The sequence below is a fragment of the Shimia aestuarii genome, assembly GCF_900114635.1.
GTDB lineage: Bacteria > Pseudomonadota > Alphaproteobacteria > Rhodobacterales > Rhodobacteraceae > Shimia > Shimia aestuarii.
In genome coordinates this window covers 43,987-66,667 of the sequence record NZ_FOTQ01000009.1, presented here as the reverse complement: position 1 = coordinate 66,667, position 22,681 = coordinate 43,987, and the positions used below count along the sequence as shown (strand labels likewise).

The 22,681-nt window shown below is 61.9% G+C and carries 20 protein-coding genes; 11 read left to right on the top strand and 9 right to left on the bottom strand.

Annotated elements, in window-relative coordinates; genetic code table 11:
• Positions 1–140 precede the first annotated feature (140 nt).
• Complete coding sequence (cueR, locus tag BMZ35_RS17605; RefSeq protein WP_093095755.1) at positions 141–533, bottom strand: Cu(I)-responsive transcriptional regulator; 393 nt, start codon at positions 531–533, stop codon at positions 141–143.
• A gap of 11 nt (positions 534–544) precedes the next feature.
• The gene (locus tag BMZ35_RS17600; protein ID WP_093095751.1) at positions 545–3,046 is read right to left on the bottom strand and encodes a heavy metal translocating P-type ATPase; all 2,502 of its coding nucleotides are present in this window, start codon (positions 3,044–3,046) and stop codon (positions 545–547) included.
• A gap of 188 nt (positions 3,047–3,234) precedes the next feature.
• Here BMZ35_RS17600 and xylB point away from each other — a divergent pair, with 188 nt between their 5' ends.
• The 4 genes from xylB to BMZ35_RS17580 are packed head-to-tail and all read left to right on the top strand — an operon-like array spanning position 3,235 to position 8,269.
• Positions 3,235–4,689, top strand: a complete 1,455-nt coding sequence (gene xylB / locus BMZ35_RS17595; RefSeq protein ID WP_093095749.1) for a xylulokinase — start codon at positions 3,235–3,237, stop codon at positions 4,687–4,689.
• Positions 4,686–5,990, top strand: a complete 1,305-nt coding sequence (gene xylA, locus BMZ35_RS17590; protein WP_207503006.1) for a xylose isomerase — start codon at positions 4,686–4,688, stop codon at positions 5,988–5,990. Before xylB ends, xylA begins: the two co-directional genes overlap by 4 nt.
• A gap of 3 nt (positions 5,991–5,993) precedes the next feature.
• Complete coding sequence (locus tag BMZ35_RS17585; RefSeq protein WP_093095747.1) at positions 5,994–6,968, top strand: aldose epimerase family protein; 975 nt, start codon at positions 5,994–5,996, stop codon at positions 6,966–6,968.
• A complete protein-coding gene (locus BMZ35_RS17580) occupies positions 6,965–8,269 on the top strand; it encodes a cytochrome-c peroxidase (RefSeq protein WP_093095745.1) in 1,305 nt (434 codons plus the stop codon). The genes BMZ35_RS17585 and BMZ35_RS17580 overlap by 4 nt, the downstream gene beginning before the upstream one ends.
• Here the strand turns inward: BMZ35_RS17580 and BMZ35_RS17575 are convergent.
• The gene (locus BMZ35_RS17575; protein ID WP_093095743.1) at positions 8,263–9,789 is read right to left on the bottom strand and encodes a CRTAC1 family protein; all 1,527 of its coding nucleotides are present in this window, start codon (positions 9,787–9,789) and stop codon (positions 8,263–8,265) included. The two genes, BMZ35_RS17580 and BMZ35_RS17575, sit on opposite strands and share 7 nt — an antisense overlap.
• Positions 9,779–10,972: an ROK family transcriptional regulator gene (locus tag BMZ35_RS17570; RefSeq protein WP_093095741.1), complete on the bottom strand. Its 1,194-nt coding sequence runs from the start codon at positions 10,970–10,972 to the stop codon at positions 9,779–9,781. The genes BMZ35_RS17575 and BMZ35_RS17570 overlap by 11 nt, the downstream gene beginning before the upstream one ends.
• A gap of 202 nt (positions 10,973–11,174) precedes the next feature.
• On the opposite strand from BMZ35_RS17570, the gene xylF reads away from it, so the two are divergent.
• The 4 genes from xylF (at position 11,175) to BMZ35_RS17550 (ending at position 15,330) form a co-directional block, all read left to right on the top strand.
• Positions 11,175–12,197, top strand: coding sequence for a D-xylose ABC transporter substrate-binding protein (gene xylF / locus BMZ35_RS17565; protein ID WP_093095739.1), 1,023 nt, complete (start codon positions 11,175–11,177; stop codon positions 12,195–12,197).
• 143 nt (positions 12,198–12,340) lie between these two features.
• Positions 12,341–13,606 (top strand): sugar ABC transporter permease, encoded by a 1,266-nt coding sequence (locus tag BMZ35_RS17560; protein WP_093095737.1) that lies wholly within the window; start codon positions 12,341–12,343, stop codon positions 13,604–13,606.
• A 16-nt stretch (positions 13,607–13,622) separates the two neighbouring features.
• Positions 13,623–14,381 carry an ATP-binding cassette domain-containing protein gene (locus BMZ35_RS17555; protein WP_093095734.1) on the top strand — a complete coding sequence of 253 codons (759 nt, stop codon included), beginning with the start codon at positions 13,623–13,625 and terminating at the stop codon, positions 14,379–14,381.
• A gap of 22 nt (positions 14,382–14,403) precedes the next feature.
• The gene (locus BMZ35_RS17550) at positions 14,404–15,330 is read left to right on the top strand and encodes a glucokinase (RefSeq protein WP_093095732.1); all 927 of its coding nucleotides are present in this window, start codon (positions 14,404–14,406) and stop codon (positions 15,328–15,330) included.
• A gap of 70 nt (positions 15,331–15,400) precedes the next feature.
• On the opposite strand, the gene hpaD is transcribed toward BMZ35_RS17550, so the two are convergent.
• The 3 genes from hpaD to BMZ35_RS17535 all read right to left on the bottom strand — a co-directional run bounded on the left by hpaD (position 15,401) and on the right by BMZ35_RS17535 (position 18,366).
• Positions 15,401–16,255, bottom strand: a complete 855-nt coding sequence (gene hpaD / locus BMZ35_RS17545) for a 3,4-dihydroxyphenylacetate 2,3-dioxygenase (RefSeq protein WP_093095730.1) — start codon at positions 16,253–16,255, stop codon at positions 15,401–15,403.
• Between the two features lie 79 nt (positions 16,256–16,334).
• Positions 16,335–17,843 carry a 5-carboxymethyl-2-hydroxymuconate semialdehyde dehydrogenase gene (gene hpaE, locus BMZ35_RS17540; RefSeq protein WP_093095727.1) on the bottom strand — a complete coding sequence of 503 codons (1,509 nt, stop codon included), beginning with the start codon at positions 17,841–17,843 and terminating at the stop codon, positions 16,335–16,337.
• Positions 17,844–18,054: 211 nt separating this feature from the next.
• Positions 18,055–18,366, bottom strand: a complete 312-nt coding sequence (locus tag BMZ35_RS17535; RefSeq protein WP_093095724.1) for an ETC complex I subunit — start codon at positions 18,364–18,366, stop codon at positions 18,055–18,057.
• Positions 18,367–18,376: 10 nt separating this feature from the next.
• Between BMZ35_RS17535 and BMZ35_RS21320 the strand changes: the two genes are divergently transcribed.
• On the top strand, positions 18,377–18,574 hold the full coding sequence (locus BMZ35_RS21320) for a double zinc ribbon domain-containing protein (RefSeq protein ID WP_423227765.1): 198 nt from the start codon (positions 18,377–18,379) through the stop codon (positions 18,572–18,574).
• A gap of 381 nt (positions 18,575–18,955) precedes the next feature.
• Positions 18,956–21,142 carry an excinuclease ABC subunit UvrB gene (gene uvrB / locus BMZ35_RS17530; RefSeq protein WP_207503009.1) on the top strand — a complete coding sequence of 729 codons (2,187 nt, stop codon included), beginning with the start codon at positions 18,956–18,958 and terminating at the stop codon, positions 21,140–21,142.
• 5 nt (positions 21,143–21,147) lie between these two features.
• Here uvrB and BMZ35_RS17525 read toward each other — a convergent pair whose 3' ends face one another.
• Positions 21,148–21,891, bottom strand: a complete 744-nt coding sequence (locus BMZ35_RS17525; protein ID WP_165610122.1) for a hypothetical protein — start codon at positions 21,889–21,891, stop codon at positions 21,148–21,150.
• Positions 21,892–22,066: 175 nt separating this feature from the next.
• On the opposite strand from BMZ35_RS17525, the gene BMZ35_RS17520 reads away from it, so the two are divergent.
• Positions 22,067–22,330, top strand: coding sequence for a hypothetical protein (locus tag BMZ35_RS17520; protein WP_093095715.1), 264 nt, complete (start codon positions 22,067–22,069; stop codon positions 22,328–22,330).
• A 31-nt stretch (positions 22,331–22,361) separates the two neighbouring features.
• Here BMZ35_RS17520 and BMZ35_RS17515 read toward each other — a convergent pair whose 3' ends face one another.
• A complete protein-coding gene (locus tag BMZ35_RS17515; RefSeq protein WP_093095845.1) occupies positions 22,362–22,628 on the bottom strand; it encodes a TFIIB-type zinc ribbon-containing protein in 267 nt (88 codons plus the stop codon).
• Positions 22,629–22,681: the final 53 nt, after the last annotated feature.

Below are 22,681 nucleotides of genomic sequence, written 5' to 3'. Positions count from 1 at the left end.
CCGGACACGCGAAACCCCTTGCTCCGCGCGCCTGCGCCCTTTGCCGAAGTGTCCCGGAAAAGCAGGCGTTTCGGCAAATCAATTTCGCCGAGATCATATTGAAAAAAGCTATGAGCGGAGCAAAACCCCGCGCGAGGCCGCTAACCCAAGGCGCGCCCGAGGTCTTCGAGGATCGGACAGTCGGGGCGGGAATCCCCGGCGCAGGCCCCCACCAGATGCGCCAGCGTGGCCCGCATGGCCTGAAGATCGGCGATCTTGGCGTCGATCTCGCGCAGGTTTTCTTCGGCCACCCGCTTCACATCTGCGCTCGCGCGGCTCTGGTCCGCATAAAGCTCAAGCAGCGCCCTGCAGTTCTCGATGGTGAACCCAAGCGAGCGCGCCCGCCCGATAAAGGCCAGCCGATGCAGGTCTTTTTCATCAAAATCACGGTAGCCGTTTTCACTGCGCCGGGGCGTGATGAACCCGATTTCCTCGTAATAACGGATGGTCTTGGATGGCAGGCCCGACCGTTTGGCCACTTCCCCGATATTCATGCCAACTCTCCTTATTCCGCCGCTGCGGGAACCAGCGGACGCGTCCCTTGCGCCTCTGCCGTTTCCACCGCCGCCGCGACCCAGCGCAGGCGCAAGGCGTTGCTCAATACAAAGACGCTCGACAGGGCCATAGCCCCGGCGGCCAGAACCGGCGACAGCATCGGCCCGCCAAAGGGCACCAGAACCCCGGCGGCAACCGGGATCAGCACCGTGTTGTACCCAAAGGCCCAGAACAGGTTCTGCCCAATATTGCGGATCACCTGCTGGCTGATCGCCACCGCGTTGACCACGCCGCGCACATCGTCCGACATCAGCACCACATCCGCGGCTTCGATGGCCACGTCCGTGCCGCTGCCAATCGCAATCCCGACATCGGCAGACGCCAAAGCCGGAGCATCGTTGATGCCATCCCCGACAAAAGCCACGGCACCAACCTCGTCGCGCAGTGCCTCAAGTGCTGCAACCTTGCCATCCGGCAGCACTTCGGCGACCACCCGGTCAATGCCAAGCTCCTGGGCGATCACCCCCGCCGTATGCTTGTTGTCGCCGGTGATCATCGCCACCTGCAGACCCAGATCATGCAGGGCACGCACCGCTTCACGGGCCGAAGGTTTCACCGGATCGGCCACCCCCAGCACGGCGGCAACCACCCCGTCCACGGCAATGAAAAGCGGTGTGCGGCCCTGTTGCCCAAGGCTTTCGGCCTGCGCCTCCAAGCCCAAAAGCTCCAGCCCCTCTCCCGTCATCAGGCGGTCCGCCCCGATCAGAACCTCATGCCCCTCCACCGTGGCGCGCACCCCGAACCCGGCCAAGGCTTCAAAGCCGGTGGCCTTGGGCACCGACAGCCCCTTGCCCTTGGCTGCGCGCAGAATGGCCTGCGCAATGGGATGCTCCGACGTCGCCTCAACCGACGCCGCCAGCGTCAGCACGTGATCGGCGTCAAAGCCTTTTGACACCTCCAGATCGGTCAGCTCCGGCTGGCCCTTGGTCAGCGTCCCGGTCTTGTCAAATGCCACCACCTTGCAATCGCGCACCCGCTGCAATGCATCGCCCTTGCGGAACAAGACGCCCAACTGGGCCGCGCGCCCGGTGCCCACCATAATCGAGGTCGGCGTGGCCAGACCCATCGCGCAAGGGCAGGCAATGATCAGCACCGCCACCCCGGCGACAAGCGCACGACTCAGCACCGGATCCGGCCCCAAGAGCAGCCACACCGCCACCGTAAGAAGCGCCACGACCAGCACCGCAGGCACGAACCACATGGTAATTCGGTCGACCATACCCTGAATGGGCAGCTTGGCGCCCTGTGCGTCCTGCACCATGCGGATGATCTGGGACAGCATCGTATCCGCACCGACCTTTTCGGCCCGGAACACAAGCGCGCCCTGCCCGTTCACCGTCCCGGCGACAACCCCGCCGCCCCGTGTCTTTTCAACCGGCACGGGCTCGCCCGTGATCATGCTTTCATCAACCCAGCTTTCGCCGGACAGGACGGTGCCATCCACCGCGATCTTTTCGCCGGGGCGCACATGGACGTGATCCCCCACCACGATCCCGGCGATCGGCACCTCGACCACCTCGCCCGCGCGCTCGACACGCGCCTGACGCGGCTGCAACCCGATCAGCTTGCGAATGGCCGCCCCGGTTTGTCCTTTGGCGCGCGCTTCCATCAACCGCCCGGCAAGGATCAGCACGACAATCACCGCCGCCGCCTCGTAATAGACATTGGCCGTTCCCGTAGGCAGCAGCCCCGGCGCAAAGGTCGAAATCACCGAAAACAGATAGGCCGCAGACGTGCCCAGCGCCACCAGCGAGTTCATGTCCGGCGCGCCCTTGAACAACGCCGGATAGCCCTTGGCATAGAACACCCGGCCCGGCCCGACGAGCACCAGCGTGGTCAGCACAAACTGCAGCAGGTAGCTGTTTTGCATGCCAATATTGGCCATCACCCAATGGTGCATGCCGGGAATCATGTGCGATCCCATCTCGAGCACGAAGACCGGCAGGGCCAATGCTGCAGCCAGCAGGGTCCGCGTTTTCAGCGCCCGGAACTCATCCGCCTTCTGCGCCTCGACCACGTCCGGTGTTTCGGTGTCGATCCGGGCCGGATAGCCCGCCGCCGTCGCCAGCGCCGCGATCTCGTCCGGCGCGGTGGCCCCGACGGCATAGCGCACCGTCGCGGTTTCCGTCGCCATGTTGACATTGGCTTCGACCACACCGCGCCCGGCAAGCAACGCCTGTTCGACCCGGCGCACACAGCCTGCACAGGTCATCTCGGACACCCGGAACGATGTTTCCTGGATGACCGCCGGGTACCCGGCCTTTTCCAGCGCCCCGATCAGCGCGTCCAGCGTGGCAGGCGCGTCATAGGCGACCTGCGCCGTTTCATTGGCAAAGTTGACCGAGGCCGACGCGACCCCCTCAACCCCCGCCAAAGCCTTCTCGGCCCGCCCCGCGCATCCCGCGCAGTTCAGCCCCGAAACCCGTAATTGTGCAGCGTGCGACTCTGTCATGACATACCCGTCTTTCTCGTATGACAGGCTACATAAGGGTTCCAGTTAGGGGAAGGTCAAGGGCCTGTGCACGGCACATGCAAAACTTCGCAAAAAACCTGCATCTTTGACCTCCGGCAAATTTCGCATTTGCCTTTCAAATTAATTTGAGTCTAAAATTAAGTGAGGAGACATTTGGGGGGACTGCCGTGTTCGTCGGACTCGACCTGGGCACATCGGGATTGCGCGCGCTTGTGATCGACGCCGAACAGCGCGTCGTCGCGACAAGCGAAGCCAGCTACAACACCGCCCGCCCGCACCCGGGCTGGAGCGAACAGAACCCCGCGGACTGGATCGCCGCTTGCCGCGCGGTCTTTGCCGCCCTACACGCCGATCACACCGCGCTCCTGCCCGCAATCCGAGGCATCGGCGTCTCGGGTCACATGCATGGCGCGATCCTGCTGGACGAGAAGGGCGCGGTGCTGCGCCCCTGCATGATGTGGAACGACACAAGAAGCGCCGAACAGGCCGCGCGTCTGGATGCCACGCCACAGGTCCGCGATCTCTCTGGCAATATCGTCTTTCCCGGGTTCACCGCACCCAAGCTGCTCTGGGTCGCGGAAAACGAACCCGACATCTTCGCCCGCACCGCCAAGGTGCTTTTGCCCAAGGACTACCTCAATTTCTGGCTGACAGGCGTTTACGCCTCGGACATGTCCGACAGCGCCGGGACAAGCTGGCTCGACGTGGGCGCGCGCGACTGGTCGCAGACCCTGCTCGATGCCTCGGGCATGCGGCGCGATCAGATGCCCTTGCTGTTCGAAGGCAACCAACCCATTGGCACCCTGCATCTCGACGTCGCCGCCGATCTGGGCCTGTCCCCCGACACCGTCGTCGCCGCGGGTGCGGGCGACAACGCCGCCGCCGCCTGTGGCATCGGCGCGCTTTCCGAAGGCGACGGCTTCGTCAGCCTCGGCACCTCGGGCGTGCTGCTCACAGGGCGCGACAGCTACGCCCCCAACGCCGCCAGCGCCGTGCACACCTTCTGTCACGCCGTTCCGGGCCGCTGGTACCAGATGGGCGTCATCCTCGCCGCAACGGACAGCCTCAACTGGCTGGCCCGCACACTCAACACACCGCCTGCCGACCTTGCTACCACTCTCGGACCAACCATCGGCGGGCCGGGGCGCTTGCGTTTCCTCCCTTACCTCTCTGGTGAACGCACGCCCCATAATGATGCCGATCTGCGCGGCGCCCTGATCGGGCTTGATATCGCGCACGGCCCCCGCGACCTCTCCCAAGCCGTGATCGAAGGCGTGTCCTTCGCCCTGCGCGACACTCTCGAAGCCCTGAAATCCGCCGGGGCCGACCTGCACAGCCTGATCGCCATCGGCGGCGGGGCGCAGTCGCCCTATTGGGTCGAACTGATCGCCACGCTGCTCGACATGCCGATCTCGCTGCCAGCCAAGGGCGAGTTCGGCGCGGCCCTCGGTGCCGCCCGGCTGGCTCTCTGCGCCGCAACGGGCGCGGCCCCGGAGACAGTCATGACCCGCCCCGAGATCGCCACCACCATCGACCCGCGCAGCGACCTGCGCGCCGCATACGAAGACGCCTATCGCGCCTTCGCTTCCTCTTACCCCGCAGTAAAGGCCCTGCAATCATGACCGAGTTTTTCAACGGCATCGCGCCCATCGCCTATGAAGGCCCCGACAGCCCCAATCCACTCGCCTTCCGTCACTACAACCCGGACGAAATCGTCATGGGCAAGCGCATGGAAGATCATCTGCGCTTTGCCATCGCCTATTGGCATTCCTTCGCGTGGGAAGGGAACGATCCCTTTGGCGGCCAGACCTTTGTCCGCCCCTGGCACCCGCAGGACCGGATGGCCACCGCCCGCACCAAAGCCGACGCCGCCTTTGAGATGTTCGACATCCTCGGCCAGCCCTATTTCTGCTGGCACGACGCCGATATCCGCCCCGAGGGCGATAGCTTTGCAGAAAGCCTGAAGAACTTCGAAGAGATCATCGCCTATTTCGAAGAGAAGATGTCGATCCGCAAGGTCAAGCTCCTCTGGGGCACCGCCAACATGTTCAGCCACCGCCGCTGGATGTCCGGCGCTTCAACCAACCCGGATCCGGATGTCTTTGCCTATTCGGCGGCCACGGTGAAAACCTGCATGGACGCCACGATGAAGCTGGGCGGGGAAAACTACGTGCTCTGGGGCGGGCGCGAGGGCTATGAGACGCTGCTCAACACAGACATGGGGCGCGAGTTGGATCACATGGGCCGCTTCCTCAACATGGTTGTGGATTACAAGCACAAGATCGGCTTCAAAGGCACGATCCTCGTGGAACCGAAACCACAGGAACCCTCCAAGCACCAATACGACCACGACGCCGCAACCTGCTATGGCTTCCTGCAGAAATACGGGCTGGAGAGCGAAGTGAAACTCAACCTCGAACAGGGCCACGCCATTCTGGCAGGCCACAGTTTCGAACACGAGATTGCCACCGCCGCCGCCCTTGGCGTGCTGGGCTCGATCGACATGAACCGCAACGATTACCAATCCGGTTGGGACACCGACCAGTTCCCCAACAACGTCCCCGAAGTGGCGCTGGCCTATTACCACATCCTCAAGGATGGCGGGTTCACCACCGGGGGCACCAATTTCGACGCCAAGCTGCGCCGCCAATCGCTGGACGCCGAAGACCTCATCGCCGCGCATGTTGGCGGCATGGATATCTGCGCGCGCGGTTTGAAGGCCGCCGCCGCCATGATCGAAGACGGCGGGCTTGAGGATGCGCTGAAAGAGCGCTACGCCGGATGGGACAGCCCCGAGGCGCAGGCGATGCTGAACAGCGATTTCGACACGATCTTCGAAAAAGTGAATAGCGGCGCCATCAATCCCGCCCCAAAATCGGGCCGTCAGGAAATGCTCGAAAACTACGTCAACCGGTTCGTCTGAAACATGTCCCGCAGGATCGCGCCCCAAGATATCCGCCGCCATGTCCTTCGGGACGGGGATGTTTCGGTTGCGATCCTCAGCCTTGGCTGCATCACGCAAGACTGGCGCGTACCCCATCAGGGCGCGCGCCGTTCGATCGTGCTGGGCTATGCCGATCCGGTTGCTTATCTCGACAACCCCGCCAATCTTGGCACCATCGTGGGCCGCGTTGCCAACCGCATCGGCCATGCCACCTTTGCGCTCAACGGTTCGCGCCACAGACTCGACGCCAATATCGCGCCGCACATGTTGCACGGGGGAACAGGCGGGATCGGCAAGCGCCTCTGGCAGATGGAGCCCGACGCAACAAACGCCGTACAATTGCGCCTGAGCTCTCCGGATGGGGATCAGGGCTTTCCGGGGCGCGCGGATTTTAGGGTCACGATCACGCTGGCGGGCAACACCCTGACTTATGACATGGGTGCAGAGGTCGACCGCCCCACCCCGATCAACCTTGCCCAGCACAACTACTACAACCTCATGGGCCATGGCAGCGCGCGCGATCACGTCCTGCGCCTGCCCGCCGCGCAGATCACCGAAACCGATGGCGACTCGATCCCCACCGGCGCGCTGCTGCCCATCTCGGGAACCCGGCATGACTTCACTACAGCGCGCTCCTTTGCCGAGGCCGACCCGCAGGCGCTTGGGTATGACGACAATTTTGCCCTTGATGGGAATGTCGCCACGCTGACCGCCCCGGATGGCTTGCGCCTGACACTGGAAACCGACCAACCGGGCATGCAGCTTTATTCCTCACGCTATCTCGAACCGGTGCATCCCCCTGTGCCGGGCCAGTCACATACCGCCTATGACGCGATCTGCCTTGAGGCACAGCATTTCCCCGACGCCGTGAACCATCCGCATTTCGCCCCCATCATCGCCACTCCGGACAGGCCCTATCATCAGCGCCTGACCCTGCGCGTCGAGGCCACGACATGAAGTGGCTCGCCCCCTGCCTCGCGCTTCTCTCCTCAGCCGCCCTTGCCGGGCCGCTCCCCGAAGCCAACGCCACTTTCCCCGAACCGGACATGGCGCGTGTCGAGCTGGGCCACCTGCTGTTTTACGACCCGATCCTGTCGGGCAACAAAACCGTGTCCTGTGCCACCTGCCACCACCCGCGCCTTGGCACAGGCGACGGGCTGTCGCTTGGCTTTGGCGATGGGGCGACGGGGCTTGGCATTGACCGGGTGATCGACCCGGATAATCCACCCGAACTGCGTATCCCGCGCAACGCGCCCACCCTTTTCAACCTCGGCGCGGCCGAGTTCACCCGTTTCTTCCATGACGGCCGCCTTGAAGAAGACCCCACCCGCCCCTCTGGCATCCGCACCCCTTTGGGGGCGGAGATGGAGAGCGGCTTTGACAGCGCGCTGGCGGCACAAGCCATGTTCCCGGTGCTTTCGGGCGATGAGATGGCCGGGCATTATTCGGAAAACGATGTCGCACAGGCCGTACGCCAGGGCTTTCTCACCGGCCCCGGTGGGGCGTGGGACATCCTTGCCAAGCGGATCGAGGCCATCCCGGACTACCGCGCCCGCTTTGATGTTGTGCTCGGCCCGGACACGCCGATCCATTTTTTTGACATCGCCAATGTGATTGCCGATTTCATCATCTTCGAATGGCGCGGCGACAACAGCCCCTTTGACCGCTTTCTGCGCAATGGACGCCCCCTGCCCCCCGACGCCGCCGCGGGCATGGCGCTTTTTTATGGCAAGGCACAATGCGACAGCTGCCACGCTGGTCAGTTCCAGACCGACCACGGCTATCACGCCATCGCCATGCCCCAAATCGGCCCCGGTAAGGCTGCCCGCTTTGAGCGGCACAACCGCGACACGGGCCGCGCCCGTGTTACCGGCGATGACGCCGACCTTTACCGCTTCCGCACCCCGTCCCTGCGCAACCTGCCCGACAGCGGCCCCTATGGGCATTCGGGCGCCTATGCCACCATCGAAGGCGTGGTCCGCCACCACCTCGACCCGGTCGAGTCGCTCTGGGCCTACGAACCCGATCAGGCGCTTCTTCTGCCCCCCGGCTTTGACAGCGATTTCGCAATCATGTCCGACCCGGAGGAAATCAACGCCATCGCGGCGGCAAATGAACTGGCCCCGATGACGCTTTCCGATACCGAGGTCGACCAGATCGTCGCCTTCCTGCGTTTTGCCCTGAACGATCCCGGCGCGCTGAATGCCCGCCTTGGCGTTCCGTCAGAAGTGCCCAGCGGCCTGCTCGTGGATCAGTAGGCCGCAACCGACAGCGCGTCGCCCGCGCGTATCAACACCAGCGCATGATTGACCGGTACTGCCGCCCAATCGCTCACTGCACCATCCGGCCAGATCACGCGCGCCGCGATCTCTGATGCTGCCCCAAGGCCAAAATGCTCCGGCCCGGCCACACCCCCGGCATGGCCACCACCCACGCTGATCTCGCGTGCATAAACGCGGTCTCCCGCGCGCAGTTCGATCCACGCCCCAACCGCATCGCGGTTAACACCATCCTGCAAAAGCGCCACCGACACCCAGTTGCCCACCGTCTCGGTCACATTGCGATAAATCTCCATGGGTGCGCGGCGGTTCACCACCACGAGATCAAGCCGCCCATCCAGATCAAGATCCACCAGCGCCGCCCCGCGGCTGCGCACCAATGACGCAACACCAGCTACATCGCCCTTTTCCACAAACGTCCCGTCGGGCTGCTGCATCAACAGTGTGTTTGGGTCCTCCATCGCCGCGTCCGGCATCTGTTCGACATTGCCCTTGGACAGGAAAATATCGTCCCACCCATCAAGGTCGATATCTCCGAAACTCGCGTGCCACCCGGTCGACGGCCGCCCGTCCCCGCCCAGATAGGGGCGGTGTGCCGTTGTGCCCATTTCGTAAGGTACATCCGCAAAGGCCGCCCCCGGCCCCTCAAGACGCTGCATCCTCTGATCCCCCATCGAGGTGAGATACACTTCGGGCAGGCCGTCGAAATCCACGTCCCGCGAGGCGATCCCCATGCCCCAGAGCATATGCGTCCGCCAGCCATCCTCCGCCCCCAACAGGCGCGGGGCGTCCTCCATCGCCCACATCTGTTCCGACCCGCCACGCACGTAATAATGCCGGTCATTGCTCACCCTGAGATCGGCTCGCCCCTGACGGCCCCAATCGGAAAACAACATGGACAGCGGGCAGAATCCCGGTTGAAGCAGCGACATGCGGTATTGCCCACCCTCCGGGCGAAACAACGTATTGTCATCACAGGCTTCAAACGGCCCCTTGGGGTCATCCCGGTTCACGTAATTGCCAAAGGCCAATGTCGGCAGGGACTGACCCGCCTCCCATGTCGCCGAAAACGCGGTGGTCCAGCGGTCGCGCCCGTCAAATCCCTGCGGCTCAAAGCGGGAAAACCCACAGGCGCCATCGCCACGCAGCAACACATTCTCCCCCACCCGCAGAACGGCAAGGTCCATGCGCCCGTCGCTATCGATATCCAGCGGATAGGCCCCGATTACGCCCGTGAGCGCCAGCGCCGCAGGCGTTTCTGCCTCAAACAGCATGCCGCCCCGGTTGCGCAGCACCTGCGCCGGGTTGCTGCCCCCCGCGACATAGAGATCGGGCAGCCCGTCCGCGTCACAATCCATGACTGCCACACCGCCACCCACGTAATGTTCCCACCCTCCGGCATAAACATGTTGCGGCGCCGGCACAGGCTGAAATTCCGGCTCTGCCGCCCCGGCCACCGAGGCGCTCAGCACCAAGGCCGCACCAAATCTAACCCGCATGGTCCGCCATCTCCGCCAAGGCCGCCTCGGACACGTTATCAAGCGCATAGGCAGCGGCCCCCCGTGCCCACATCAGGTTGCCCCATTTGTGGATCACCACCTCGGGCGGCGCCTTGTCGATCTGTACGATTGACGCGCGGATCGCCTCGATCACCTCCTCGGCGTAAAGGTGGCTCGCCTGCATCTGTTCCCCGGCCAGAATGATCAGCTCAGGGTCGAAGATATTGACAAGATTGGCCAGCCCCATGGCAAACATGCGCCCGGCACGGTCCACGATGGACTTGGCCACCGCGTCTCCTTCCTGCGCGTCCCGCAACAGGGCCTCCACCGGCCTGCCGTCCTTGTCTCCACTGGCGATCATCGCCTCTCGCAGCAACGCGTAATCGGCAACATAGGCCTCAAGACAACCACGCTGGCCACACCGGCACAACGCCCCGTCCAACTGCACCTTGGTATGTCCGAATTCGGCACCGCAGCCACGCGTGCCACGATAGATCTCGTCCCCGATATAAAGGCCCATGCCCACACCGCTTTCGATGGTGACGACGATGAAATCCGAATGCCCCTGCCCCAGGCCAAATGTCTTCTCGGCCACCGCGACAAGGTTGGCATCATTGTCGAGATAGACCGGGATCGACAGTGCATCGCTCAGCACGCGCCCGAACTCGACATTGCGCTGATCCAGCAGGGGCGACCAATGCACGAACCCCCGCGGCGCATCGACAATCCCGGCGATGCCGACGCCCAGCCCGGAAATATCCGTCCTCTGGCGGTCGATTTTCCGGGCAAGCACCTCGACATGCGTCGCCAGTTCCCCGGCAAGCTCCTGCGCCTCGAACACGTTCTGATCAAGAATGACCTCATGGTCGGCCAGCTGGTTGCCCTCGAAATCCAGAAGTACGAGCGAGATCGTCCTGTTCGAGATCTTGGCCCCCGCCACCAAGTGCGCCGCGCCGCGAATTCTGAGGTCGACCGTGGGGCGGCCGCGCTTGCCGTCCCGCTCGGGTGAGTCGCCCGGCACCTCTTCGATCAACCCTTCACGCAACAACTCGGCGGTGATTGTCGTCACGGTTGCGCGGCTGATTCCGGTGTGATCGGCAAGATTGATCCGGGCAATGCGGCGGTGCTTGCGGATTTCTCCCAGCAACACACGCCGCCCGAATTCTCTCTGATTCACAGACATTTAGGCTTGCCTTCCCTTGTCTATCTTGGTCCGCAGGAGCCGTCCACCTCCGGCAAACCACCCCCTCTAAACAGCGCGGATATCGCGCCTTTTGCAAGGTTAACCAATTTAATTTGATTTTCAAATTTAATACTCTAAACTGTCCTCAGCCCATGAAATCGTTCGCAAGAACTGCACCGGGCACAGAAATTGGGAGGACATCATGAAACTTTTCGCATCCGCGACGGCGATCATTGCCGGCGCGCTGATTTCAACCGCAGCCATGGCCGAGGACATGATCATCGGCGTCAGCTGGTCAAACTTCCAGGAAGAGCGCTGGAAAACCGACGAAGCCGCCATCAAGGCCGCACTGGATGCCGCCGGCGCCACTTATATCTCGGCCGACGCGCAAAGCTCGTCCGCCAAACAGCTTTCCGACATCGAAAGCCTGATCGCACAGGGCGCAGACGCGCTGATCATTCTGGCACAGGATGCCTCTGCCGTGGGGCCGGCGGTCCAGATGGCCTCGGACGAAGGCATCGGCGTTGTCGCCTATGACCGCCTGATCGAAGATTCCCGCGCCTTCTACCTGACCTTTGACAATGTCGAAGTCGGCCGGATGCAGGCCCGCGCCGTGCTCGAAGCCCAGCCCAAAGGCAACTACGTCATGATCAAGGGCTCCCCCACTGACCCGAACGCGGATTTCCTGCGCGGCGGTCAGCAGGAAGTGCTGCAGAAGGCAATTGACAAGGGCGACATCACTATCGTCGGCGAAGCCTATACCGATGGCTGGGTCCCCGCGAACGCCCAGCGCAACATGGAACAGATTCTGACAGCCAACGACAACAAGGTCGACGCGGTCGTGGCCTCCAATGACGGCACCGCCGGCGGCGTTGTCGCCGCGCTGACAGCTCAGGGCATGGAAGGTATCCCTGTCTCGGGTCAGGACGGCGACCATGCCGCGCTGAACCGTGTCGCGCTCGGCACACAGACCGTATCGGTTTGGAAAGACGCCCGCGACCTCGGCAAGGCCGCCGCGAAGATCGCCGTTCAGATGGCCGAAGGCAAAGGTCTGGCCCAGATCGACAGCTCGCACCAGTGGACCTCGCCCGCAGGCACCAAGATGCACGCACGCTTCCTCAAGCCGATCCCGATCACGCAGGACAATCTGAACCTTGTTGTAGACGCCAAGTGGATCAACAAGGAAGCCGTCTGCGCCGGCGCCACGATCGACTACTGCAAATAACTTTCGCGTCCCTCCGGGCCACCCGGGGGGACACCATCCCTTCTTTCCTGAACATGCAACATGGTATTCATGGGCGACACGACATGTGTGCGCGCATCCGCTACCGCGCGGCCCGGAAACACCATGAGAGGGAGGCTGTTCACATGCAAAACGCGGCAAAAAAACTCTTTGCCAATCTCGGGATAGACATGCGCCTGCTCGGCATGATCGGCGCGCTTGTGCTGATCTGGCTGACCTTTCATCTGGCCACGGATGGGCGTTTCCTGACCCCGCGCAACCTTTTTAACCTGTCGGTTCAGACCGCGTCCGTCGCCGTTATGGCCACCGGCATGGTCTTTGTGATCGTCACCCGCCATATCGACCTGTCGGTCGGCTCGCTGCTTGGCCTGCTCGGCATGGTCATGGGCGCGCTGCAGGCCAAGCTGCTTCCCGAGATCGTCGGGCTGGGCCACCCTTCGATCTGGATCATCACCGTGATCGCGGGCATCGCGCTCGGCGTCATGATCGGCGCATTCCAGGGCTGGATCATCGGCTACCTGACCGTCCCCGCCTTTATCGTGACACTCGGCGGCTTTCTCGTCTATCGCGGCGCCGCGTGGTGGGTCACATCCGGCCAAACCGTCGCCCCGCTTGATCCGACCTTCAAACTCCTCGGAGGCGGTGCCGAAGGCACGCTGGGCGAAACGCTGAGCTGGGCCGTGGGCATCATCGCCGCCATTGCCGCCACCGCCGTCATGCTGATGAGCCGCCGCACCAAGGCCCGCCACGGCATCGCCGTGAAACCGGCCTGGGCCGAAGGCACGCTGATCGCCCTCGTGGTCGCGCTCACCGTCGGGTTTGTCTGGCTGATGAACTCCTACAAGGTGCCCGACCGCGCCGCCGCCCGCATTGCCGAGGCCCGTGGCTGGAACGTGCCGGATGACTTCACCATGAATCATGGCATCGCCATTCCCGTTGTGATCCTGCTGGCGGTCGCAATCACCATGACCATCATCTCGCGCCGCACCCGCTTTGGCCGCTACATCTATGCCACCGGCGGCAACCCCGAGGCGGCCGAGCTTTCCGGCATCAACACCCGCCTGCTCACGGTGAAGATCTTTGCCCTGATGGGCGGTCTCACCGCAATTGCCGCCGTGATCGCCTCGGCCCGTCTGGGCGCGGTGGGCAATGACCTTGGCACGCTTGATGAACTGCGGGTCATCGCCGCAGCCGTCATAGGCGGCACGGCGCTTGCCGGGGGCTTTGGTACCATCTATGGCGCCGTGATCGGTGCGCTGATCATGCAGTCCCTGCAATCGGGCATGGCCATGGTCGGTGTCGATGCGCCGCTGCAATCCATCGTCGTCGGCATGGTGCTTGTCCTCGCCGTCTATATCGACATCGTCTATCGCCGCCGGACCGGCAGCTAAGAGAGGAGAGAGACACATGGAAACCCAAACCCCTCTCGTGGAAATGCGCGACATGCACATCTCGTTCGGCGGCATCAAGGCCGTGGATCATGTCTCGGTCGATCTCTACCCGGGCGAAGTCGTGGGCCTTCTGGGGCACAACGGCGCCGGGAAATCCACCCTGATCAAGATGCTGTCCGGCGCCTACAGGGCCGATGGTGGCGAAATCTACGTCAACGGTGAAAGGGCCGAGATCCACAACCCGCGCGACGCGCGGCGCTACAATATCGAAACCATCTACCAGACGCTTGCGCTGGCCGATAACCTCGATGCCGCCTCGAACCTGTTTCTGGGCCGCGAGCTTGTGACGCCCTTCGGCTTTGTCGATGACGACGCGATGGAGGCCGAATGCCGCAAGATCATGGGCCGCCTCAACCCGAACTTCCAGAAGTTCAACGACCCGGTCTCGGCCCTCTCGGGCGGTCAGCGCCAATCGGTCGCCATTGCCCGCGCCGTCTATTTCAACGCGCGCATCCTGATCATGGACGAACCCACCGCCGCGCTTGGACCGCACGAAACACAAATGGTCTCGGAGCTGATCCAGCAGCTGAAATCCGAAGGTATCGGCATCTTCCTGATCAGCCATGACATTCATGACGTGATGGAACTGTGCGACCGGGCCAGCGTGATGAAAAACGGCAAGCTCGTCGGCACGGTCAAGGTTGACGATGTCACCGATGACGACCTTCTGGGCATGATCATCCTTGGCAAGAAACCCGAAGGCGTAGAGTGCTGAGGGGCATGAAGAGGCAAGCGTCATGACTTTTCTTGTAGGCGATGTCGGGGGCACCAACACCCGTCTTGCACTGGCCGATGCGTCCGGCCTGCGCAGCGACACGTTGTTGCGTGCGCCAAATGACGATCACGCCAGCCTGCTCGACGTGATCGCGCGGTTCCGGGACGAACAGGATTGCGCCGGGGTTGACGCCGTCTGCATCGCCATCGCCGGTCCTGTCTCTCAAGGTCGGGGGCGGCTGACCAACCGCGACTGGCATATCTGTGCGCGCGAGGTCGCCGCCATGGTCGGCGCAGCGCGCGGGGTGCTGATCAATGATCTCTCTGCACTCTGCTATGCCCTGCCCCAGCTCTCTCCCGAACCGATCAGTGGCACGGCGCGCCCCGACAACAACCGTCAAAGCCTTGTCGTGGGCATGGGCACCGGGTTCAATGTCGGGCTGACCAAGCCGGGACCGGCGGGCGGGATCACCGTGTTCGAAGCCGAGATGGGCCATGCCGAACTCCCGGCTTCGGTACGCGACACCCTGTCAGCGTCTCTTGGTACGGCGGCAGCGGGGTTCACCACGGTCGAAGATGTGTTTTCCGGGCTGGGGCTCGCCCGGCTGCACGAGGCACTCTGTGGCCGGGCTCTGAGCGGGCCGGAAATCATGCAGGGCTATGTCACCGGACAGGATCGCGAAGCGGCGGCCACGATCACGCTTTTTGCCCGCGGGCTGGGACAGCTTTCGCGCGCTCTGATCTGCCAGTACCTGCCCGGTGCGGGCATGATCTTTGCCGGAAGCACCGCGCGCGGCATCCTTGGTTCTCCTGCGCTCAACGCCTTTGCCGAAGCCTATCTCGCCCCCGGCATGGAAGTGGTCCGCCCCGCCGATATCCCGGTGTCGGTCATCACCGATGACGGCGCGGCGTTGCATGGCTGCCTGCATCACCTGATGCAGGCAGGCTGACGCGCATTGCGGCCCGGCGGTTCTGATACCGACGCGATACCGACATGATACCGACGCGGGTTTTCCGGGGTCACTGCACCGGGAAAATCACGTTGGTCTGACCGGTGCCCGAGCTTGGGAAATACTCGGTCACGACCTCGCATTTGGCGTCGTAACTGTCCCAGCCCAGCGCGCCATAAAGCATCGCCGTGTCATGCATCGAGCCTTCTCCACAGCAATATTGCGCGTATTCCGGCAACATCCTGAGGAAGGTCGCATGATCCCCGCGCTGCCACATATCCAGCACATGAAGGTCCATCTGGCGGTTGAACTCGCTGGAAATCGTGAAGGTGCCATTGTTGGCGGCATAGTCCTTGTTGGCCCATATCTTGTGGGACAATGACCCGGACGCCACAAGCAGCACTTTGCTGTCACTCTCTTCCACTGCCTTGCGGATCGCCTCGCCCACGATGCGGCTCTCCTGATGATCATGCACCGTGGCCCAGGCTGCGACGCTGACCACCTTCATGTCATGCTCGCGGCTCATGAACCGCATCGGCACCAGCGTTCCGTATTCCAGCTCCAGCGAGTCCAGATGATGCGCCAGCGTGTAAGCCCCCATGTCACTAGCCTTTTTGGCGATCGCCGCCCCCAGCTCCGGGTTGCCGTCATAGCCATAGGGCAGGTTCTGAATGAACTGCGGGAACTCGTTGGACGTGAACAGCCCCTCGAACCGCGTGTTGGCATTGATATGGAACCCGGCATTGATCACCCAATGCGTGTCACAGACCACCACCGTGTCCGCCCCCAACGCCTTGGCGCGGCGCGCAATTTCGCGGTGCCCGTCAATGGCGGCCTGCCGCTTGCCCTTGATCGGTCCCTCCTGCTCGGACATGAGCATTGTGGGGACATGTGTCATCTTGGCAGCCAGTACGATTTCACCCATCTGTTCCTCCCTTGGCGATGGCGGGGGTGAGGGGCCAGCCCCTCACACTCCCCGGGATATTTCCGGCAAAAGGAAGAGGTCAGGCCCCGAGCCGCATGATCTTGTGCGCCCCGGTGGCAAAGCCCACGTGCTTTTGCTCCATGTAAAACTCAAACGACCAGTCGCCCCCGTCACGCCCGATCCCGGACGCCTTGACCCCGCCAAAGGGCGTGGGCAGGTGCCGGACATTCTCGCTGTTCACCCAGATCATCCCGGCCTCAAGCTTGTCCGTGAACCGCAGCGCGCGGGTGAGGTCATTGGTCCAGAGATAGCCGGTCAGCCCATAGGCCGTGTCGTTGGCCATCGCCAGCGCCTCTTCCTCGGTCGAGAACGGGATCGAGGTGAGCACCGGACCGAAGATCTCTTCCTGTGCGATGCGCATGTCATTGGTTGCATTGGTGAAAAGCGTCGGACGCACGAAGTAGCCTACGTCGCCAACGGTCTCGCCACCCGCCGCCACCGTGGCACCGTCCTGTTTGGCGATATCGAAATAGGAGGTGACCTTGTTGAAGTGTTCCTCGGTCACAAGCGGCCCGATTTCCGTCGCCGGATCCAGCGGGTGGCCCACCTTGATATTGTTCACCCGTTCGATCAGGCGCGCTTCGAATTCGTCCTTGATCGTGTCCTGCACCAAAAGGCGCGAAGACGAGGTGCAGCGTTCGCCGTTGATCGAGTAGATCATGAAAATCACCGCATCCAGCGCGCGTTCAAGATCGGCATCATCAAACACGATCACCGGGTTCTTGCCCCCCAGTTCAAGGTGCATCCGCTTGAGCGTATCCGCCCCCTGCTTAGTGATGATGCTCCCTGTGCGGCTTTCCCCGACAAAGGCAATCGCCTTGATCAGCGGATGTTCGGTGAGCGCCTTGCCCGCCTCTTCACCAAACCCGTTGACTGTATTGAGCACCCCCGGCGGCAACCCTGCCTCTTCGGCGATCTCGACCAAAAGTCGCGCGGTCAGCGGGCTGGCTTCGGCCGGTTTGTGCACCACGGTACAGCCCGCCGCGAGGGCCGGTGCAATCTTCCACGTGGATAGCATGAACGGCGTGTTCCATGGCGTGATCACCCCGACCGGGCCAATCGGCACACGCGTGGTGATGTTCATCAGGGTCGGGCTTTTGAGGTGTTGGCCATCCCGCGCCTGCACCACCTGATCCGCGAAATAGCGAAAATTCTCTGCCCCCCGCAACGCCGCCTTGGACATGAAGCGCAGGGTCTGGCCGGTATCCCAGCATTCACACAGCGCGATTTCTTCGGCGCGCGCCTCGATCGCCTCGGCCACATTGATCAGGATCTTGCGCCGCTCGGTCGCGGGCATGTCGCGCCAATCGGCAAAAACGTCCGAGGCGGCCTGCGCAGCGGCGTCGATGTCGTCACGCGTGCCATGTGCCACATCGCAGATCACCGACCGGTCGACCGGAGAGCATGTCTGGAACACCCCCGCCCCTCCGGCGCGATCCGCACCCGCGATCCGGTTCGCAATTCCGCCTTCACGAAACCGCGCGAGATAACCTTGCAGCTTGTCGACATTCTGCTCAAGGACGGCCATGGCCCCCTCCCTCTGCTTGACATTACCAGCACCGGACGGCTGCGTCCGATAATTGTTGTCATGTTAAGCATTTTGGAAAGACCTGTCAACGGTGCAGCTGACTTGCCTGCTCAAACCCTTTACAAAGCAGCATTTCCGGCGTCACCGCACCAGGAATCAAAAAGGCCCACCGCAAGCGGCAGGCCATTGAACTCAGAGGTTTTCTGAAATCTCAGTGCGTCCAGGGACCCTTGCGGTTCGTTGCGAAGTTCTCGCCATATCCACCGGGGCGGATATTGGCCTTACGCTTCTGAGGCTCCATCACCTGCGCCTCGATACCTTTTTCGCGCGCGTATTCGACGGCGGCTTCTTTTGTGGCAAAGCGCATCTTGACCTGGCTTTGGGTGTCTCCCGATCCGGTCCAGCCCATCAAGGGGTCAATGTCGCGTGCTTCCGAGGGCCCGTATTCCAGAACCCAGATCTTGGTTTTTGCGGTGCCCGACGACATGGCGGTGCGGGCTGGCTGATAGATACGCGCAATCATCGCAATCTCCTTGCTTCTGGCGCTTTATCCCGGATTCTGCGCGCTGCGGCAAGAGGCAGATTCCGGGTCGCTTTGCCGCAACTGCACAATCACATGGTCCATTCTTCGGGAGAGAGCTTGCAAGCAGTGCGGAACGCCAACCAAACCACGGGGAGCGAGGGGTGTAATGCGGCCTGTACCGGCAATCCTGTCGCACTGCTTGCACTGACGAGACTACCCATTTCTGCGTATGCGACGCAAGACCGTCAGAAGAAAATTACCCCAACCACCTACAAGCTTTTCAAAAACTTCAAAATCGGCCATTAATGTTGACCAATTCTTGAGAAATCCGGCTTACCTTACGTCATTTTAGGTCCGAAGCGGACCCGAACATCCACCCAAATGTTGCTCAATTGCCGCAAGTGCACAATGCAACTATTTTTGCGAGCCTGCCGTTACGTCAATTGACGCCTAAAAGCATCACCTCAGACGAATCTTTTGCATACAAACGAACGCGTTTCCAAGCGCTTGTGAGCCCACCGGGCAAATCCCCCTTGAACCAGAACAAAAAGAGATCAAATCTAGGGCCAAGCGAAAGGAATCTCCCATGATGGACGCCGCCGACGCCCCGATCCTGAACACCCCCGCCCCGGATGTGAAAAACCGCCCCAAGCTCGAGGGTGGCAAGCGCATCGTCATGCAGACCGATTTCTCGCCCGCCGGGGACCAGCCCACCGCGATCAAGGAACTGACAGCCGGTGTTCTGGATGGCGAGCGCAACCAGGTGCTTCTGGGTGCGACCGGAACGGGCAAGACCTTTACCATGGCCAAGGTGATCGAGGCGACCCAGCGCCCCGCCATCATCCTTGCCCCCAACAAGACACTGGCGGCCCAGCTTTACGGCGAGATGAAGGGTTTCTTCCCGGACAACGCGGTCGAATACTTCGTCAGCTTCTATGACTACTACCAGCCCGAGGCCTATGTTCCGCGCTCGGACACCTACATTGAAAAAGAATCCCAGATCAACGAACAGATCGACCGGATGCGCCACTCGGCCACCCGCGCGCTTTTGGAACGTGACGACGTGATCATCGTCGCCTCGGTCTCCTGTATCTACGGCATCGGCTCGGTCGAGACCTACGGCGCCATGACGCTCGACCTCAAGGTCGGCAACGAATACGACCAGCGCAAGGTCATGGCCGACCTCGTCGCCCAGCAATACCGCCGCAACGATCAGGCGTTTCAGCGGGGCTCGTTCCGGGTGCGCGGCGACAGTCTTGAAATCTTTCCCGCCCACCTCGAAGACCGCGCGTGGAAACTCTCCTTCTTTGGCGAGGAACTCGAAAGCATCACCGAGTTCGACCCCCTCACGGGTGAGAAAACCGACACCTTTGACCAGATCCGCGTCTACGCCAATTCGCACTACGTCACGCCCAAGCCCACCATGCAGCAGGCGATCATCAACATCCGCAAAGAGCTGCGCCAGCGGCTCGACCAATTGGTGAACGAAGGCAAACTGCTCGAAGCGCAGCGTCTTGAGCAACGCACCAACTTTGACCTCGAAATGCTCGAGGCCACCGGCGTCTGCAACGGGATCGAGAACTATTCCCGCTATCTGACGGGCCGCGCGCCGGGCGAACCGCCCCCCACCCTGTTTGAATTCATCCCCGACAACGCGATTGTCTTTGCCGATGAATCCCATGTCTCGGTCCCCCAGATCGGCGGCATGTACAAGGGCGACTATCGCCGCAAGTTCACGCTGGCCGAACACGGTTTCCGCCTGCCCTCCTGCATGGACAACCGCCCCCTCAAATTCGAGGAATGGGACGCCATGCGCCCGCAATCCGTCTTTGTTTCCGCCACCCCGGCGTCGTGGGAGCTGGATCAGTCGGGCGGCGTCTTCACCGAACAGGTGATCCGCCCCACCGGCCTCTTGGATCCCGAGGTCGAAATCCGCCCCGTGGAAATGCAGGTCGACGACCTCCTCGACGAAGTGCGCAAGGTCTCTGCCAACGGTTTCCGCACGCTGGTGACAACGCTGACCAAACGCATGGCCGAAGACCTCACCGAATACATGCACGAACAGGGCATCAAGGTGCGCTACATGCATTCCGACATCGACACGCTGGAACGCATCGAAATCCTGCGCGACCTGCGCCTTGGCGCGTTTGACGTGCTGGTCGGCATCAACCTCTTGCGCGAGGGGCTGGACATCCCCGAATGCGGCCTCGTCGCCATTCTCGATGCGGATAAAGAAGGCTTCCTGCGCTCGGAAACCTCGCTCGTGCAAACCATCGGGCGTGCGGCACGCAATGCCGAAGGCCGCGTGATCATGTATGCCGACCGCATCACGGGCTCGATGGAGCGCGCCCTTGGCGAAACCAACCGCCGCCGCGCCAAGCAGATCGCCTATAACGAGGAACACGGCATTACGCCCGAAACGGTGAAGAAGAACGTCGAGGACGTTCTGGCCGGTCTTTATCAGGGCGACACCGACATGAACCGCGTCACCGCCAAGATCGACAAGCCCCTGCACGGCGGCAATCTGGAGGCCGTTCTCGACGGCCTGCGCACCGACATGCGCAAGGCCGCCGAGAACCTGGAATTCGAAGAGGCAGCGCGTTTGCGCGACGAGATCAAGCGGCTGGAGGCGGTCGATCTGGCGGTGGCAGACGACCCCATGGCGCGTCAATACGCGGTTGAGGCGGCGGCGGAGAAAGCCGTGGGCGCCAAGGGGCGCTCAACGGCTGGACGGGCCGGGCAACGCGGGGGGAATGTGAAGAGACGGGGGCGTTAATGGGCTTACCTAGGCCCTTTCTTTTGACTTTCCGCCGAATAGCCCAAGAATGGAACTATCTCAAATATCCACCAAACAAATACTACGAACATTAGCGATGCATAAAGCAAACCCACAACGTTGTTGAACGTCTCCGCCAACTTGAAAGTCGCTAAAGCCGCAGACAAAAGATAATAAATTAGCATGAGGACAATGAAGCTCGCATTGGCCAATCTAACTGCGGGAATTTGCTCACCCTTATCGGCTCCGCCGTCTTTCAGAAAATGCTCCCAACCCGAAACATTCCTAAACGCGTTCTCTATTTTTTCCTCAATGAACCTTCCAGCACGTGCGATACCGTTGACCTCCACGATGAAGAGCAGCGACATCGCGATGATCAAAAATGGCATCGCATAGATAAATTCCAAAAGAAATAAGTCCGCTACTTTTAGCCCAGACAAACCTGGCAAACCAAGGGCACCACCGGCTACGATCCAAAACCGCCTTTGCTGTCGTTCAAGAATCTCTCGCCTCAGTGAACGATATTGTTCCTCAAAGATTACTATTTCGTGATCTCTCGTTTCAGTGATTTTAAAATGTGCATCCATTTCAATTCTCGTCTGGGGATTAGCAATCCATAGCTTTTCATGCAGACGAAAAGCAACTCTTAGTTGAAGCAATTTGGCACCCCACGCGCCCGACCCGGGGTGGGTGCGGAACGCGCCCGCCCATGGGGGCGGGTCGGGCGCGTGCATGATGCAAAGCATCATGCATTGGTGAGAATGGAGAGACCACCGCTCCACAAGACCCCAAGAGGCGTACCTCTCGCGCATCGGCGATTGCCCGCAATCACCACGATCGCGCGCGTGCGAAATGCCCTGCATTTCGCTTGGGTGAAAAAGCCACCCCGTCGACACAAACCCCAAAACCGCCTACCCTCTTTCCATGAAACGTGCCGTCTACGCCCTGTCCCTCGCCTACGTGATCCTCTTCACATGGGCATGGATCGACACCGTCAACGCCTCGATGGATGCGGCGGGGCGGGGTATGGCGCTTGGCTTCATGACCATCGGGATCGCCGTCACCGCTCTTTTCGTGATCCCTGCCCTGATCATGGCGCTCAACAACAAGGCGCTGAAATGGGCGCTTGGCCTGGCCCTCACCCCCGCCGCGCTTCTGATCCTCGCGATGATGTCCAGCGTCGTCTGAACAAAAAAGGGCGCCCGCCGGCGCCCTTCCCTCAGAAATCAAAGATGTCTTCCAGAAACCCACCCATCTTCTTCTTTTTGCGCGGCTTGCCCCGGTAATCGCCGCGATACTCTTCACGGTGGTCTTCCCGGTGTTCGCGTGGGGGCGGCGGCGGGGCGGCATATTCGGCGGAGCGTTCGATGATCTTGTCCAGCTCTCCCCGATCCAGCCACACACCACGGCATTCCGGGCAATAGTCGATCTCCACACCGTTACGGTCCGCAATCACCAGCGTCGCACCATCCACAGGGCATTTCATCAGCATCTCCTCCTTGGTTGTTCGCCCTAAAGAGATAGGCACGACGCCCCCGA